At 52.3% G+C, this 15,150-nt stretch carries 16 protein-coding genes; 7 read left to right on the top strand and 9 right to left on the bottom strand.

What is annotated here, in order from left to right; translation table 11 throughout:
* Positions 1–13 precede the first annotated feature (13 nt).
* Complete coding sequence (locus ABD892_RS15445) at positions 14–595, bottom strand: hypothetical protein (protein ID WP_345196777.1); 582 nt, start codon at positions 593–595, stop codon at positions 14–16.
* A 498-nt stretch (positions 596–1,093) separates the two neighbouring features.
* Here ABD892_RS15445 and ABD892_RS15450 point away from each other — a divergent pair, with 498 nt between their 5' ends.
* Complete coding sequence (locus tag ABD892_RS15450) at positions 1,094–1,759, top strand: GntR family transcriptional regulator (protein WP_345196778.1); 666 nt, start codon at positions 1,094–1,096, stop codon at positions 1,757–1,759.
* Between the two features lie 27 nt (positions 1,760–1,786).
* Here the strand turns inward: ABD892_RS15450 and ABD892_RS15455 are convergent, their stop codons facing one another.
* The 4 genes from ABD892_RS15455 to ABD892_RS15470 all read right to left on the bottom strand — a co-directional run bounded on the left by ABD892_RS15455 (position 1,787) and on the right by ABD892_RS15470 (position 5,535).
* Positions 1,787–2,722, bottom strand: coding sequence for a DMT family transporter (locus ABD892_RS15455; RefSeq protein WP_345196780.1), 936 nt, complete (start codon positions 2,720–2,722; stop codon positions 1,787–1,789).
* Positions 2,723–2,801: 79 nt separating this feature from the next.
* Positions 2,802–3,926 carry a mandelate racemase/muconate lactonizing enzyme family protein gene (locus ABD892_RS15460; RefSeq protein WP_345196781.1) on the bottom strand — a complete coding sequence of 375 codons (1,125 nt, stop codon included), beginning with the start codon at positions 3,924–3,926 and terminating at the stop codon, positions 2,802–2,804.
* Positions 3,927–4,021: 95 nt separating this feature from the next.
* Positions 4,022–5,197: a UxaA family hydrolase gene (locus tag ABD892_RS15465; protein WP_345196782.1), complete on the bottom strand. Its 1,176-nt coding sequence runs from the start codon at positions 5,195–5,197 to the stop codon at positions 4,022–4,024.
* The gene (locus ABD892_RS15470) at positions 5,194–5,535 is read right to left on the bottom strand and encodes a UxaA family hydrolase (RefSeq protein ID WP_345196784.1); all 342 of its coding nucleotides are present in this window, start codon (positions 5,533–5,535) and stop codon (positions 5,194–5,196) included. Before ABD892_RS15470 ends, ABD892_RS15465 begins: the two co-directional genes overlap by 4 nt.
* 357 nt (positions 5,536–5,892) lie before the next feature.
* Here ABD892_RS15470 and ABD892_RS15475 point away from each other — a divergent pair, with 357 nt between their 5' ends.
* The 5 genes from ABD892_RS15475 (at position 5,893) to ABD892_RS15495 (ending at position 10,240) form a co-directional block, all read left to right on the top strand.
* Positions 5,893–6,444 carry a hypothetical protein gene (locus ABD892_RS15475; RefSeq protein ID WP_345196785.1) on the top strand — a complete coding sequence of 184 codons (552 nt, stop codon included), beginning with the start codon at positions 5,893–5,895 and terminating at the stop codon, positions 6,442–6,444.
* A 281-nt stretch (positions 6,445–6,725) separates the two neighbouring features.
* A complete protein-coding gene (locus tag ABD892_RS15480; protein WP_345196786.1) occupies positions 6,726–7,628 on the top strand; it encodes a cation efflux transmembrane domain-containing protein in 903 nt (300 codons plus the stop codon).
* A 130-nt stretch (positions 7,629–7,758) separates the two neighbouring features.
* Positions 7,759–8,226: an adenosylmethionine decarboxylase gene (gene speD / locus ABD892_RS15485; RefSeq protein ID WP_345196787.1), complete on the top strand. Its 468-nt coding sequence runs from the start codon at positions 7,759–7,761 to the stop codon at positions 8,224–8,226.
* Positions 8,223–9,074, top strand: coding sequence for a polyamine aminopropyltransferase (speE, locus tag ABD892_RS15490; protein ID WP_345196789.1), 852 nt, complete (start codon positions 8,223–8,225; stop codon positions 9,072–9,074). The genes speD and speE overlap by 4 nt, the downstream gene beginning before the upstream one ends.
* The gene (locus ABD892_RS15495; RefSeq protein WP_345196790.1) at positions 9,071–10,240 is read left to right on the top strand and encodes a type III PLP-dependent enzyme; all 1,170 of its coding nucleotides are present in this window, start codon (positions 9,071–9,073) and stop codon (positions 10,238–10,240) included. The genes speE and ABD892_RS15495 overlap by 4 nt, the downstream gene beginning before the upstream one ends.
* Position 10,241: 1 nt before the next feature.
* Here ABD892_RS15495 and ABD892_RS15500 read toward each other — a convergent pair whose 3' ends face one another.
* The 3 genes from ABD892_RS15500 to ABD892_RS15510 form a co-directional block, all read right to left on the bottom strand.
* Positions 10,242–11,642, bottom strand: coding sequence for an NAD(P)/FAD-dependent oxidoreductase (locus ABD892_RS15500; RefSeq protein WP_345196791.1), 1,401 nt, complete (start codon positions 11,640–11,642; stop codon positions 10,242–10,244).
* 108 nt (positions 11,643–11,750) lie between these two features.
* Positions 11,751–12,842 carry an extracellular solute-binding protein gene (locus ABD892_RS15505; protein WP_345196792.1) on the bottom strand — a complete coding sequence of 364 codons (1,092 nt, stop codon included), beginning with the start codon at positions 12,840–12,842 and terminating at the stop codon, positions 11,751–11,753.
* Positions 12,843–12,933: 91 nt separating this feature from the next.
* Complete coding sequence (locus tag ABD892_RS15510; RefSeq protein ID WP_345196793.1) at positions 12,934–13,965, bottom strand: histone deacetylase family protein; 1,032 nt, start codon at positions 13,963–13,965, stop codon at positions 12,934–12,936.
* Between the two features lie 159 nt (positions 13,966–14,124).
* Between ABD892_RS15510 and smrA the strand changes: the two genes are divergently transcribed.
* On the top strand, positions 14,125–14,700 hold the full coding sequence (gene smrA / locus ABD892_RS15515; RefSeq protein WP_345196794.1) for a DNA endonuclease SmrA: 576 nt from the start codon (positions 14,125–14,127) through the stop codon (positions 14,698–14,700).
* 225 nt (positions 14,701–14,925) lie between these two features.
* Here smrA and ABD892_RS15520 read toward each other — a convergent pair.
* Positions 14,926–15,150: hypothetical protein (locus ABD892_RS15520; RefSeq protein WP_345196796.1), on the bottom strand; the 225-nt coding region annotated here is incomplete at its 5' end.

Consider the following 15,150-nt stretch of genomic DNA (forward strand, 5'->3'; position numbering starts at 1 on the left):
TACTTGGCACCTTTCAAGTATGAACAGGAACTTGCCAAGGCAGCGTAAAAAAGTGTCCGGAAAACTCTTGCCAGATCAAACCAGAATATGCACTGATACCGGTTGGAGGATCAATCACAGGCCCACCCGAACCAGTACCATCATCCCCTGCTCCTGTGCCGCCATTACCACCATTATTGTTGCCACCGGCAACAGGAGGCACAGGCGCAGCTGGCGGGATATCAACGGCATTTTTCACGCAGTCTTTACCGCAATCCACCCATGCCAGCTCATCATTCACAAGGTTCCCATACAACGTATAAACCTGGCTGCCTGTTGCCGTATTGGCTGAATCCCCTTTCAGATAGACATTCACCCTCACGCCCGAGCTTCCATCTCTGATGACCTCGGCACCCGAAACCGTTTTCCGACTCACATGACTTAATACATAAGGTTCGGGTAATTCGCGCTTCGTCTGGTGCTTAAGATTAACATCCTGTTTGATTTCATGCGCCAGCAAAGCGGCTTCCATATGTCTGGGATTCCCGCTGTAAACTTTGTAGGAATAAAAGGCCATTGCAACGATGGCAACAATAATGAGTAAAACAAATGACATCTCAACAAGGGTAACTCCCCTGCTCGTTCGAATAGACGGTAACGGCATACACACCCTCCATGGCAACTCAACGAGCGATGAATTGAAAAATCACAAAGACAAATAAAAAGAAGCCTCTTATTAATGGAATCATATAAGCTATTAAAACAAGAACATTAAGTCAATTCAAAAACAGCGTTTTATTATTAAAAAACAAAGGAATTTTTAAATATTAAATATTGGAAATATTAAATATTTAAACATAACTAACTGATATAACCAGTCAGACATTTTCACTTCCACTTCTCTTCGTTCCATGGTTATAGAAAAACCGTGTTTTTCTTTAACAATCTCCGCTTAATCAACACCACGTCCACGGCAAAATCCTGTATCATGCTGCGCCAAATGCAATGTGCACCCATCAGGAATCCACGAAAAGTCACGAGTCCCTGCCGCAAACAGGTGCCGGCACCCAATTTCCATAACGTGACTTCCCCCCATGGCGGCTATAGCAACACCATGAAAATATCGAAACAAAGTCTTGAAGAGCAAGCGGCCAACTATCTTCGGGAGCAGATCCTCGCGGGGGATTACCGCTCCGGCGACAAACTGGTCGAAAGCAGCCTGGCCAAAACCCTGGATCTCTCCCGGACAACCGTCAGAATGGCTCTGAATACATTGGCCAGTGAAGGGCTGATATCCCAGAAGCCGTATGCCGGTTGGCAAGTCATCACAATGGACGACAATGACCTGTGGGAAATCTATCATCTGCGTGTTGCCCTGGAGAGCCAGGCCGCGAGAATGGCGGCCGAGCGTATCACCCAGGAGAAACGTGACCGGTTGATCGCCTTCTTCAATGGCTATCTGGCACTGTGTGCACGGGATGATGCCGATGTTGATGACGTCAGCCAGCAGGATCTTGAATTACACCGTCTAATTGTCGACCTGAGCGAGAGCCAACGGTTGGCCAAAATGTATAACATGGTTGCCAACCAGATGATCATTTACATGCAAATGACCCACTACGATTACAGCATTCGCGACAGTGCGCTGAGTCACCAGACACTGGTTGATGCCATCTGTGAGGGCAATATTGAACAGGCAGGCGTACTGGCAAGGGACAATATCAGCACATTTACGGAACTGGGACACAAATTGAAGCGCCAGCAAGAGGCGCTTCAGTAAACGACGGGGAAATTATTCCCCGTTTTCTTATGAAGGCATCGGCAGCTTCGGCTCACGACGGAAGAAGCCCATAACCTGCTCCTTGGTCATGTTGAAGATGAACAGGGAAACGATAACCAGCAGGATACCCATGCTCTTCTGCAGCGTCACAGATTCGCCCAACATAAAGATGGACAGCACATAGGCGGACAACGGAATCAGGTTCTGAACCATGTTGGCACGCTCTACACCCGCAGCCTGCAGGGAGTAGAAGTACATGACATAGGCCGCACCCGAACACAGGAAACCCAGTGCCAGCGCGCAGAACAGGTAGTAACCGTTATCAAAGATAATGGCCGCCTGAGAGAAGTCGGTTCCCTGAGCAAACATCACCATAACCAGCGCGGCAGTCGCAAACATGAACTGGTACATCATGGAAGAAAGGCCGTCATAACGGTCACCCAAACGCTTGTTGATAAACGTCGAGATCACAAAGCCCATCACACCAATCACCATGTAGGCGTGACCGATGTTAATACCGGAGAACTTGTTACCGGGGTCACTGGCGATGCAGTACGCGCCAATGAATGACAGGGCAACACCCACTGTCTGGATGGCCGTCGGAATCTTGCGAAACACGACAATGCTCACCAGCAGGGTGAAGATCGGAATCATACCGTTGATTACGCCGACTTCAGACGCAGAAATATAACGCAGGGCCAGCAGGGAAGTATAGAAGAATACCGCCTGGGCAATAATGCCGGAGACCGCCATGATCGGCGCATCTTTCAGGTTCAGCCAAATTTTCTTTTTGGAAAACGCAAAAACAACGAGAAGCCCCAGTGACGCCAGACCATAACGGATGATGGCAAAAACGACAGGGTCAATCTTGTCAGACAAAACGGCGGAGAACACATAAGAGGAACCCCAGATGATAGCGCAGAGAATGGCTACCAGAACGCCGGTTAATTCTGTTCTGTTCATGGTGATACCCGGGTTTGAATCCCGAAACAGGGTTAATTGAAGTGAATTAAACCGCCCTCATAAGAAGGCGGCGGTTAAATCAGTTGACCTGAAATTCCTTGATGAACTCGTCATTGAGCTCAATACCCAGGCCCGGACGATCCGGCACTTCCAGGAAGCCGTCACTAAACGCAATCGGATTGACCACAAGTCCGTTGTCGTTCACCAGCGGGCTGGTGCTCTCGGAGTATTCCATCAGGGTTCCATGCTCGCAGGAAGCCAGGAAATGCACGGATGCCGCCAGCAGGATACCGGTACTGAATCCGTGGGGAATCAGCTGAACACCGTTGAGCTGGGCCATGTCGTAGATCTTGCGCATCTCGGTGATGCCGCCGCAGCGGGTAATATCCGGCTGGACGATATTGGGGTCGAAACGCTCAAGGAAATCCTTGAATTCGTAACGGGTTGTCAGTGCTTCACCGCCGGCAATCTTCTGGGTCGCCTGTGCTGCCAGCTTGGTGTAACCCTTGATGTCGTCCGCTAGCACAGGCTCTTCGATCCAGTTCAGGTCGAACGCTTCCAGACGCTTGCACATCCGCAGCGCATGACCGGCCGTACCCCACTTGGTGGCCAGATCGATCTGTAGCTCAATCTCGTAACCAATCGCGTCACGGACATGTTTGACGATCTGGTAATCGGTGTCCGGATCATCACCCAGAACGCCACCGCCGAACTTCAGGCTCTTGAAGCCTTTCTCAACCAGCTTCAGGGCAATCTCACGGTTGTCTTCCGGATGATCTGCCGGAATAAACGTGCCGTAAGTACGAATACGATCACGGAACTTGCCACCCAACAGGGTATGCAGGGGAACGTTGTAATATTTCGCGGCGATATCCCACAGGGCAATATCGATAGCACTGATCGCGTGAATACCTGCACCACGTCGTCCAACATAGTTGGAAGACCAATACATTTTCTGCCACAGTCGTGCGATTTCCAGCGGGTTTTCGCCAATCAGCAGTTCTTTCAGGCCGTAGCAGTACAGGTTGGAGTTCGGTGTTTCAATCAGCGCCTTGATGACCATCGGGGAACTGTCAGATTCGCCGATACCGGTAATGCCTTCATCGGTATGCACGCGGACGATGATCGCGTCTTCGCCCCATTCACAGACCTCACCCGGCGCAGGAACGCGCAGGTGAATCACCTCAATGTCAGTAATTTTCATTGTCTACCCCGAATCACTCGTAACGTTTCTTTGGGCAAAGCGGTGCCTGTTCCGGCATCCGTTAAGGACGCCGGATTCAGAATCATTTGTGGGTATCAGGCCGGCTCAATGCAGAGCATTTTTTCCAGGCGCTGGTCTTTCTGGTAAAGCGTGCAGTAGGCGTAACCGATCTCTTCGATGGCGGTCTGCTCACCGTTAACGACGCCTTCCAGCTTTTCAATAATCCGTTCAGATACCGCTTCGATGCTGTCTTCACCACGCATGATGCCGGTGGCGTCGATATCGATATCATCGTTGATCAGGTTGTGGTTACCGCTGACCCGGATAACCGGAATGATCGGGTTATTGAACCCGGCACCACCTGTCGTCCACAGGATCACCTGGCAGCCCAGGGCCGCGAAATGCATGCCCGCGCCACCACACAGCATGGTGACTTCAGACAGGTACATACCCGGCGCATGACGCGTGTCGGTCAGGCGGGAGTTGATACGCAGTACATCCTGTATCGGACGACTGCCGGTCTTGCCCAGGGCGCCCAGGGATTTTTCTTCCAGGGTTGTCAGGCCACCGACGCTGTTACCAATACTCATGGTTTCAACTTCAGTGCCTTCCACATGCCAACGTTTTTCTTCTTCGCTGATCAGGCGTTCGATCTTGTCCGCCACTTCCGGGGTCACGGCGCGGTTGCGCAGGATATCTTCACAACCCAACAGCTCCAGCAGTTCACCGGCGACAGCCGAAGCGCCCATGTCCACCAGCTTGTCAGCCGCACGGCCAACGCTGGGGTTGGAGGCGATGCCGGAACTGGTGTCGGAGCCACCGCATTTAATGCCGACGAACAGTTTTTCAATCGGTGCATCAATGCGTTCACAGGCTTCTGCTTCCCTGGCGATGATGGAAGCCTTTTCAATACCAACGCTGATCGTAGAACGGGTACCCTTGGCCTTAATGCAGGTGAGGGTATCGACCATACGACCGGTCTCGCGTATTGGCCCGGCGACGATTTCCGGATCAATACTGCCGCAACCCATGGCGATCACCAACGCACCGGCAACGTTCGGGTTGCAGGCGGTGTTGATCATGGTGGAAATCATTTCCTCGTTGCCGCCGTACATGCAGGTGTTGTAGTTAGTCACGACAACACTGTTGGCAACCTTATCGCTGATGGCGCGCGCGATCCCTTCGGCACACTCATCCACGGCAATAATCAGGATATGGTTACGAATGCCGACGGAACCGTCGGCACGCTGGTAGCCCTTGAAGGTTTTCATGCTGCGTCTTCCTCGATAGCCATCTGCTTGATAATTTCCCGGATTACAGGTTCCGGAATGTCCAGCCGCAGGCTGCGGATATTCTGGACATGCACCAGCTGGCCCACAGGAATCGCACAGATCGCCCGGCCTACCGGACAGCCGCCTTTTACCAACTCGTCCCCTTCCGCAAATGGCTTCAGGGCGACTTTGTTCCCGAACGGAATCGCCTGCAGGAGCGTTACAGTCCCCAGTACCTCATTCCGGTCGGAAATAATTGTTACAGTCTCGCCTTTCGCTGCATCCTGGAGCAACGTGGCTACGTTATCTGTTCCAGACAGACGGATCCCCTTGATCACGTTTCACTCTCTAATATGTCGATTGTTGGACAATCGACATTATCGGGATTTTGTCGTTCAAAAAGATGACCGGGGTCAACGCTGCAGCCGGATTTTGACATCCTGCGGCAATCACGGATCGGGATGTGAGAAACCACTTTAAACACCACAGCAGGGTTATCCCACTATCGCCGGGAAGGATGAGATTGATGATGAACAGGCTGTATTGGAAAAGGATGACCTGATTAACGGCCACAAAACACTGAAGCAGGATCTAAGTACCGCGTATCGATCGTTAATAAAGAATTGTTCAGTCGTATAGCTAACGACTCAACTATCTTTTCACTCGCCTGTTCAACAAAGCAATGCGAGGTTTGAATGAAAAAGTGTCTGGCGTGTTTACTGCTGGTTTCAGTGCCTGCGTTTTCAGATATGCCAAGCCCCGATGGTTTTCCGGATGACGTCGACTCAGAAACAAAAAGCACTATCCGTTCTGACCGTGGTATCCCTGACGCCTCCATCCACCCCCCTTCATGGCTAAAGGGCTGCTGGACGGACGAAGCGCAGCCACACGCCTTTTTCAAGGTGGTGGATGACGGCTTCTATTACAAAACCTGGTCGGCAGATAAAACCAGCCAGTTTCAAATGCGTGATGGATCCGGTGTATATCCCCGATTTCAGAATGCCTATGCTAATACAGCCTATAGCCGCTATACGCTGAACGGAACCCGGAAAGGCGATACGTCAGGTGGCGTATTCACTGACATGACGTTCTGTCAGGGAGAGGACAAAAACGTGATTGGCGTCAGCGGTTTTCTTAATGGATTTCTGCCAGCCTGGAGCGTCAGCCTGATCAGTACCACGTATCAGCGCGCAGATGATTCGGTCTGTAATGTGGAAAGCTCTAACGAGGTGCATGCCGTTTTTTAGCGGTGAACAACATGGATGTTGTTAAATAGCGAGTAACCATCCGGCACGTCTTTCTTTTTTGGTTTTGCACCTTTGTGCTGAAGCGTAATCCGCATAAACCCCTCCCCCTGTATGAACTTGTCTATGCTGTTCTTGCCAATCAGGCATCTTTCAAAAACCACAGGATATAACGCATGCCAGCATTCACCGCTCGTTCACGTTCCGTTTCAGATAACACGATCCAATCCATCACAATTAACAACACCTGCCCACTTATTCGCTGAAAACTGCCCTGACACCTTATGCTGACCGAGCGGAACATTCTCTGTTATTCCGTTGTTCTGGAACTGTTTTTTGGTATCACCGGTATTGTTGTCGCGCTCTGCAGTGACTCCCGCGCAGTGATGCTGGATGGGGGCTACTCGCTGCTCTGTACTCTGACGATGCTGGCCAACGTCAGGGTAGCCAGACTGGTGAAGTTACCGGTTTCTGCGGAACGACCTTTTGGCTCTGCTACGCTGGAACCCCTGATGTTGCTCTTTGAATCTCTGATCCTGCTGGCCCTGTGCAGTGTCCTGCTGTCGGTTGCCGCCTATCAAATTGTCCAGGGAGGTAACCTGCCAGCGTTTGACCTGGCACTCATCTATGAAGTCTTCTCGACCCTGGTCGGTGGCGCAACCGCCATTGGCTTCCTGTACCTTTACCGCAAGATTCAGTCACCGCTTATCTACTTTGAATATCAGGAGTGGGTGGTGGATGCCTCTGTGAGCGCGACTGCCATGGTGGCATTTGCACTGGCCTGTTTCATGGGAGACACCCACCCGGTCACCCCCTATATTGACTCCGTGCTGACCTTATTGCTGCTGGTTTTCCTGATTCGCTTACCTATGGCGACACTGCGAAAAAATTTTCGCCAGCTGTTACTGCAGGATATTGCAGAGCCGGGACTCACTCACGCCCTGGAGCAAGCGCTGGCCGCCGCGGCAACTAAAATCGGACTTCTACACTATCAGATACATACCATCTGTCTGGGTCGTTGGCTATGGGTCAATATTGAGCTCGCTATACCAACAGGTAAAAGCACACTTACTAACGACGATGTACACTTGTTGCGAAGTGCCGCTGAACAACAGCTCCGGGCACAGGTCAAACACTTCCAACTGAATATCGTGATGTCTCCACAACCTTCCGTCATTTCATCCTAAAAAAAAACAGGCTAATCGTCGGGGAACGCCTACTTTTATAATTTCCTGAAACCTGTACACCACCATAAGTTCTGAACATGTCGTTCTCGTGGCGGTTAACGAGCCATTAAATGCAGGGAGACAACACCAGATGCCCATTCATCCTGCGACGACACCAGAGGCTGTACCCGCTCTCAACGGGCAACCAAGCCAGTGGCACGACTCACCTTCCCCCAAGATGTCAAAGGATCATTTTATTCAACGTGATGGCAAAGTCTTTGCCGGCCAGCACTTTATCCTGGATCTGTGGGAGGCGGCGCCGCTCAACAATCTCACTATCATGGAAAACACCCTGCGGGATTGTGTCGATATCTGTGGTGCCACACTGCTACATATCCACCTACACCATTTCACCGTCAATGGCGGGATATCGGGTGTGGCAGTACTGGCAGAATCCCACATCAGTGTCCATACATGGCCTGAACGACAGTTTGCCGCCTTTGATATTTTCATGTGCGGTGATGCCTCGCCGGAACAGGCCATCACGGTTCTCAAGCGAAACTTTTCCCCTCAACGCGTCGATATTCACCAGGCATTGCGAGGTATCGTGCAACCATGAACCTGTTTCACGAAACACTACTGGATGATTACTGCCAGACCTTCGCAATCAACCGGCTACTGTTTGAGCATAAATCCCCTCATCAGCATCTGGTGATTTTTGAGAATACCCGCTTCGGCCGCATCATGGCGTTGGATGGGATTATCCAGACCACTGAGGGGGATGAGTTCATCTATCATGAGATGCTGACCCACGTCCCACTATTTTCTCATGGTGATGCACAGGAGGTGCTGATTATCGGCGGGGGAGATGGTGGCATCTTGCGTGAAGTGGTGAAACATCAAACGGTTAAACGCATCACCCAGGTGGAAATTGATGAAGCTGTCATCCAAACCTGCCGTGAATACCTTCCAGGCCACAGCCAGGGCGCCTTTGATGATCCCAGACTGACGCTGGTCATTGATGATGGCATGGCTTTTGTCAACCAGACACAGCAGCGCTTCGATGTCATCATTTCTGACAGTACCGATCCTATCGGTCCAGGCGAAGTCCTGTTCAGTTTAACGTTTTATGAAGCCTGCAAACACTGCCTGAAACCCGGTGGCCTGTTTGTTGCCCAAAACGGTGTCCCTTTTATGCAGCCTGACGAGCTGGCAACATCCGCACATCGTCTGCATTCGCTATTTTCAGATACAACGTTCTACACCATCGCTGTGCCCACCTATGTGGGTGGACTCATGACGCTGGCCTGGGCAACCGATAACAATGCTTTACGCGCTACCCCTCTCACGACACTGACATCGCGCTACAACACCTCAGGTATTACGACGAAATACTATACGCCGACATTACATCAGGCCGCCTTTGCATTACCTGCCTCATTTCTCTCACTGATGAAGCCATCATGAATACGATCACAATAGCCCAGGCATCGGCTGCAACCCAGTGGCAGTCACTGGTCACTGACTTCGGCTCCCCACTGATGGTCATTGATTGCGCCAAAGTGTTGCAACAATACCAGCAGCTTTGTGAGGCGCTGCCCGGCGTCCAGCATTACTTTGCAATCAAGGCCCTGCCACATCTGTCCGTTCTGAAAACACTGGCCCAGGCTGGCGCTGGCTTTGATCTGGCCAGCAGTGGTGAAATTGATTTGCTGCGCCAGATGGCAGTTTCACCACGCCATACCATCTACACCCACCCCATCAAACGGGATATTGATATTCGCTCAGCCCTGCGGTTCGGATGCACTACATTTGTCGTAGACAGCCCCCAGGAAATGGAGAAGTTTCTCCCTTATCGTCAGCGTGTGGCCTTGTTACTGCGGTTGAGCTTTCCCAATCCCTCATCCCCCATCAATCTCTCCAGGAAGTTTGGTTGTTCACCGGAACAGGTGCCACTTTTGCTAAAGCTGTCGCAACGCATGGGGATGACCGTGAAAGGGCTCTCCTTTCACGCAGGTTCGCAGTGCCCCAATCCCGATAACCACGTGCGCGCTATCCTCACTTGCGCAGGCCTGATCAACGATTCCCTCCAGTACCTGAATGGCCGGGGGTTGGGAGTCCTCAATATTGGCGGTGGTTTTCCCGTACCCTATATTGACGAGGTTCCGTCCATTCATACGTTCTGCAGCAAAATCCGTACAGCGCTCACCGCACTGCCGGCTCATGTACAGGTCATATCCGAGCCTGGCCGTTATATTGCAGCGCCAGCCGCCACATCAGTCAGTTCGATTATGGGCATAGCACATCGGCAGGGCCGCTGCTGGTATTATCTGGATGACGGACTTTACGGCTCTTTCAGCGGCCAGCTTTACGACTACAGACGCTATCCTTTAACAGTCTTCAGTGATCAACATGAGCGGGAACACGCCGTATTATCAGGCCCGACCTGCGACAGTATTGATGTGATTGCCGAGGATATCCGGCTACCACGCCTGTCAATGGGAGACCTCGTGATTGGACACCAGATGGGTGCTTACACCATAGCCAGTGCGACAGACTTCAATCTGTTCCCGCGAGCGCGGGATGTTGTCATCAACCCGCCCGATGAAACAGGCATGAACCTGTCTCTATGACTCAATCCATCAGTTTCTCCAACTGGTCTGACAAAACAACCGCTAGACGACGACGCCACTGCGACGTTTCAAGATTCGACAGTACTACCTCTTCCCGCGATAAAGCCGCCAATATCAGACGATAACCCAGCCAGCGCAGAGGCTCTGGCTCCCAGCGTCGCAGATGTCTGGACGCGGAACCTTTTATCACCCAGGGTTGTTCGGTGAGTTGTGTTGTTTGCCCTGTGATCAGCTCCGCCAGGGTTCGGCCGGCCAGGTTGCTGGCACCGACACCCTCCCCGCCATAACCACCGGCAAGGGCAATACCATTTTCCTCGTCACAGAGCATATGCGGCTGAAAAGCCCGCGCCATACCGAGATTGCCTCCCCAGCCGTGGGTGAGTTCAATATTTTTAAGAACCGGAAAGAGGGCCTCCAGTAAGGTACGGCGCTCCGCCACTTCCTGTGCGGACAGCTGAAAATCATGCCGAAGCCGACTGCCAAACCGGTAACCACCACGGGTGCCAAATACCAGACGATTGTCTTTCGTTCGCTGGGCATAGGTGACCATCCGGCTGTTGTCGGCAAAGGCTTCCCCCTGGTGTAAACCAATGCTTTGCCAGATAGCCTCACCAATTGGCGCTGTCGCAACAATCATGCTCTGAACGGGAATCTGATACCGTCCCAGTGTCGATAAGCTTGTGGCATACCCTTCCACGGCAGGAACAATCCATTGGGCTTCGACCTGTCCAGCAGATGTTGTCAGCCTGCCAGGCTGCCAGTCCGTGACGGGGCTCAGCTCATAAATAGTCACGCCCAGACGCTCGACAGCCTCTGCCAATCCCTGTACCAGGCGCGCCGGTTGAATGGTGGCACAATGGGGAGAGTAGATAGCGCCTAACCCCTGGGATACATTGACCTTGTCTGACAATGCTTCGGGGGCCAGCCAGGCAAAATCCGCTTCAGTGCAGCCTGTATGGTAGAGTTCATCAAGCCACTGCCTGAGCCGAACTTCCTGTTCAGAATAACGGGCGGCGGCATAAATCACGCCTCCCTTACGATAATGGCAGTCAATCTGCTCCTGGTGCAGCACTGCGGCCACTTCATCCGGAATAGAAAACAATAACTGTCTTTTATTCCGCCGCTCATCCTCCGGTAACGTTGAGAGGAGCTGATCTTCCCCCATCAAGCCGCCTATCAACCAGCCACCATTGCGTCCGGAGGCACCAAACCCGGCATACTCGGCTTCAACAATGGCAATGGTCAGGGAAGGATTGTGTTTCTTCAGGTAGTAGGCGGTCCATAAGCCGGTAAACCCGGCCCCGATGATGGCAACATCGACTGAAAGGTTGGATTCCAGACGTGGGCGCGCCTGACTCTGGATGGCTGGGTCATCCATCCACAGGCTGATCGGCGTTTTCATCAGTGGTACCTCGTTATCATTATTCTTTGATGAAGCACAGGCCGCCTGCCAGCATGACTGGCAGGCGGGAACCGGCATCTACTATAACCGGTTCAGCCGATCACACAATCAGCTGGTGCGCTTCGCCTGGTTCCAGGCGCGGGTGACGGTACGAACAATACGCTTTTCCGGTGCCTTCACGACAAACAGCGTATTCAACAATGTGTCTGTCGGATAGATACCCGGGTTATTACGCAGGGTCTCATTTACGTACGGTGTCGCCTTCTGGTTGGCATTGGCGTAAGCCACCGTGTTGCTGATATCCGCCGTCACCTTTGGCTCCAGGATATAGTTCAGGAACTGGTAGGCGCTGTCAGGATTTGGCGCGTCTTTCGGCATCGCAAGAACGTCGTACCAGACGGCAGCCCCTTCCTTTGGAACGAAGTAACGGATATCCATGCCATTCCCTTTGGCCATTTCTGCTGCCTGCAGCACACCACCGGAATAACCCAGCACTGCACACAGTTCGCCGCTGGCCAGACCATCCACAAACTGCGAGGAACTGAAATAGCGAACGTGGGGAACCAGCTTCGCGAGGTGTTCACCAGCCTGTTTCCAATCTTCAGGATTCTCGCTGTTAGGATCCTTGCCTTGGTAAACCAGAATAGATGCCAAGACATCCATGGGATCATCCAGGATGGCCACACCGCAGGCTGACAACTTACTGATATTCTCAGGCTCAAGAATCAATGACCAGCTATCCAGCGGCGCCTCATCTCCCAGAACAGCCTGCACCTTCTCGACGTTATAACCAATGCCGGAAGTGCCCCACATGTAGGGAATGGCATAACGGTTATCCGGGTCAAAAGCAGCCAGTTTTTCCATCAGAATCGGGTCGAGGTTCTGCCAGTTAGGAATACGGCTTCTGTCCAGTTCCTGGTAAACGCCGGCCTTGATCTGGTTGGGAATGAAATAGCTTGAAGGCACGACAACATCAAAACCGGATCGGCTGGCCAGCAACTTACCTTCCAGCATTTCATTGCTGTCGTACAGGCTATACGTAACATTGATACCGGTTTCGGCCTCAAAGTCAGACACCGTATTTTCAGCAATATAGTGGGACCAGTTATACACATTCAAACGGGGCGGTTCCTGCGCAACGGCAGACACGGCCAATCCCACACTCACTGCAGCCAAAACACCAGAAATCAACGCTTTCAACGATAGACACTCCTGTTGAAACAACACAACAGACACAGCGAACCCGACGGGTGATCAAGAATAATCACGGCATCGGGTCCGGTTACGGGATTCAGTACTGCTGGAAACCTTCCAGCACATTGACGGTATTGGTACCCAGGGCGTCTACTGCATACCCGCCTTCAAAGACAAACTGGGTGGGCAGGCCAAGCTCGGCGATCCGTTGTCCCATGAATGTGTACTTTTCGGCATCGAGCTTGAAGCTGGAAATCGGATCGTGTTCATAGCTGTCAAGCCCAAGCGATACCACCAGCACATCTGGCTGAAAAACGGCGATACGCTCCAGCGCCGCCAGTAGTGCCGGTTCGTAGTCTGCCCAGGTACTGTTAAGCCGCAGTGGCAGGTTAAGGTTGTATCCTTTGCCATCACCAACACCGATTTCATCCTGATATCCGAGGTAATGGGGATAATCCCACGCAGGATCGGCATGAATCGAGGTAAACAGTACATCGGCACGGTCATAGAAGATCGACTGAGTACCATTGCCGTGGTGGTAATCCACATCGAGTATCGCAACACGCAGGCAACCGCTGTCCCGGTATGCCTGCGCCGCAATGGCGGCATTATTCAGGTAACAGTAGCCACCCATCTGGTCACGCCCTGCGTGATGTCCAGGTGGACGACAAAGACTGAATACTGACTTTTCCCCTGCAATAATCTGCTGCTGCCCTGACAGGGCACACTCTACGGATGCCCAGACAGCCTCCCAGGTACCGGCCATAATGGCCGCAGTCAGGTCCGCGGAGTAATACCCCAGCCTGCCCTCAATGTGCGCCGGACAGATTGACCGGAAACCACGGGCGGGAAAACAGTAAGGCATCGCCTGTGTCGTATCGGGGAACAGGGCATGCCATTCGTCCCAGGCACCACGCAGGAAGGCGACATAGTCAGGATCATGGACGGTCAGCACAGCATCGGTATCAAACTGTGCCGGTGCCATGACAGGCCCGAGTCCCCGCGTCTCAATGGCTTTGAGAACAATGTCGGTACGCTGGGCGACCTCGAAGCTGGGTACCAGCTCACCACTCAGCACTTCTTTGACATCGCGGTGCAATGCCTGTTGGTCAGAAAAAAAGGTGATCATTGTGCAGTGAGTCACTCTTGCAGGGCGATAAAATCCGGCGCGCAATGCTATAGAAACGAGGTACTTTCGTATAGCGTCTTTACGCGATCCACGGATAACACTCTGCACAGAGATATGACTCTGTTATCCTAGCGATTCCAGCCGTACCGGTTGAGCGAGATGAGTAACGACGATTTTTCCTTCTTCCTGCAGGAAATGCAGGATGTCAGCCCCCTGAAAACCAGACCGAAGGCCGATATCCGTAAGACCGCAGAGAAAACCCCCGGCCAACAGCAGCGTCGGGAGGCCGCGCAGCAGGAGCTACATGATCCCAACTTTCTGTCTCTGGAAAACCCTGTCAGGGTCAAACCCCATGACATGCTGGTATGGAAACGGGACGGCGTGCAGGAAGGCGTATTCAAAAAGCTGCGCCTGGGCAAATATCCGGTGGATGCACGGCTGGATCTGCACCTGAAAACCGCCAAAGAAGCGCGGCTTGAGGTTTTCCAGTTCATCAATGATTGCCGCCGGTTTGACCTGCGCACCATCCTGCTGGTTCATGGCCGGGGTGAACAAAGCAATCCGCCGGCCAAACTGAAAAGCTATGTCTTTACCTGGCTGCCACAGTTCGAGGAAGTGCTGGCATTCCACAGTGCCCAGCGCGAGCATGGCGGCAATGGCGCTGTCTATGTACTGCTCAGGAAAAGTGAGGAGAAAAAGCAGGAAAACCGCGAACGGCACCTGCGGCGGCGGTAAACTTAGCCGGATATTGATCTTTTATTTCACGCATAAAACGCTCACCACGCAAAAGAATGAGCTGTAACGGCACGCATACCAATACTGGTAAATTTCGGAACGCCATCTATAGTTCCATGGCGTTCCTCAAAGATACTTTCCCAGTACATATATGGTGTGCTGGGTATATTCTTGCGTTTCGTGCGTGGAGAACCGAAGGGGTGAATGATTGCCTTTATGCCATCACTACCTCTGTCTACTATCTGTTTCAGACACCCCTATTTCACAAGCATGACCGCGAGCAGCTTTCCGTAAACTCATCAACCTCTCACCTGACAAAAAAGTAAACCGCTCTATTCCCGCCCTTAATAATGGAGACAGCTCCATGACTAGGGGCTGTTGACGTTTCATTGAAAGCCTTGAACCAAGCCTGAAAATCCGCAGTATGTTGCTACCGCTCATGCTTTCATA

Origin of the sequence: Kistimonas scapharcae, assembly GCF_039540975.1 — a bacterium.
Classification (GTDB): domain Bacteria; phylum Pseudomonadota; class Gammaproteobacteria; order Pseudomonadales; family Endozoicomonadaceae; genus Kistimonas; species Kistimonas scapharcae.

Excerpts from the sequence above, each read along its gene's own strand:
- speE (WP_345196789.1), top strand. The coding sequence starts at position 8,223 with ATGAACCTGTTTCACGAAACACTACTGGATGATTACTGCCAGACCTTC.
- ABD892_RS15445 (WP_345196777.1), bottom strand. The coding sequence starts at position 595 with ATGTCATTTGTTTTACTCATTATTGTTGCCATCGTTGCAATGGCCTTT.
- speD (WP_345196787.1), top strand. The coding sequence starts at position 7,759 with ATGCCCATTCATCCTGCGACGACACCAGAGGCTGTACCCGCTCTCAAC.
- ABD892_RS15465 (WP_345196782.1), bottom strand. The coding sequence starts at position 5,197 with ATGAAAACCTTCAAGGGCTACCAGCGTGCCGACGGTTCCGTCGGCATT.
- ABD892_RS15455 (WP_345196780.1), bottom strand. The coding sequence starts at position 2,722 with ATGAACAGAACAGAATTAACCGGCGTTCTGGTAGCCATTCTCTGCGCT.
- ABD892_RS15460 (WP_345196781.1), bottom strand. The coding sequence starts at position 3,926 with ATGAAAATTACTGACATTGAGGTGATTCACCTGCGCGTTCCTGCGCCG.
- ABD892_RS15495 (WP_345196790.1), top strand. The coding sequence starts at position 9,071 with ATGAATACGATCACAATAGCCCAGGCATCGGCTGCAACCCAGTGGCAG.
- ABD892_RS15500 (WP_345196791.1), bottom strand. The coding sequence starts at position 11,642 with ATGAAAACGCCGATCAGCCTGTGGATGGATGACCCAGCCATCCAGAGT.
- ABD892_RS15450 (WP_345196778.1), top strand. The coding sequence starts at position 1,094 with ATGAAAATATCGAAACAAAGTCTTGAAGAGCAAGCGGCCAACTATCTT.
- ABD892_RS15480 (WP_345196786.1), top strand. The coding sequence starts at position 6,726 with ATGCTGACCGAGCGGAACATTCTCTGTTATTCCGTTGTTCTGGAACTG.
- ABD892_RS15475 (WP_345196785.1), top strand. The coding sequence starts at position 5,893 with ATGAAAAAGTGTCTGGCGTGTTTACTGCTGGTTTCAGTGCCTGCGTTT.
- smrA (WP_345196794.1), top strand. The coding sequence starts at position 14,125 with ATGAGTAACGACGATTTTTCCTTCTTCCTGCAGGAAATGCAGGATGTC.
- ABD892_RS15510 (WP_345196793.1), bottom strand. The coding sequence starts at position 13,965 with ATGATCACCTTTTTTTCTGACCAACAGGCATTGCACCGCGATGTCAAA.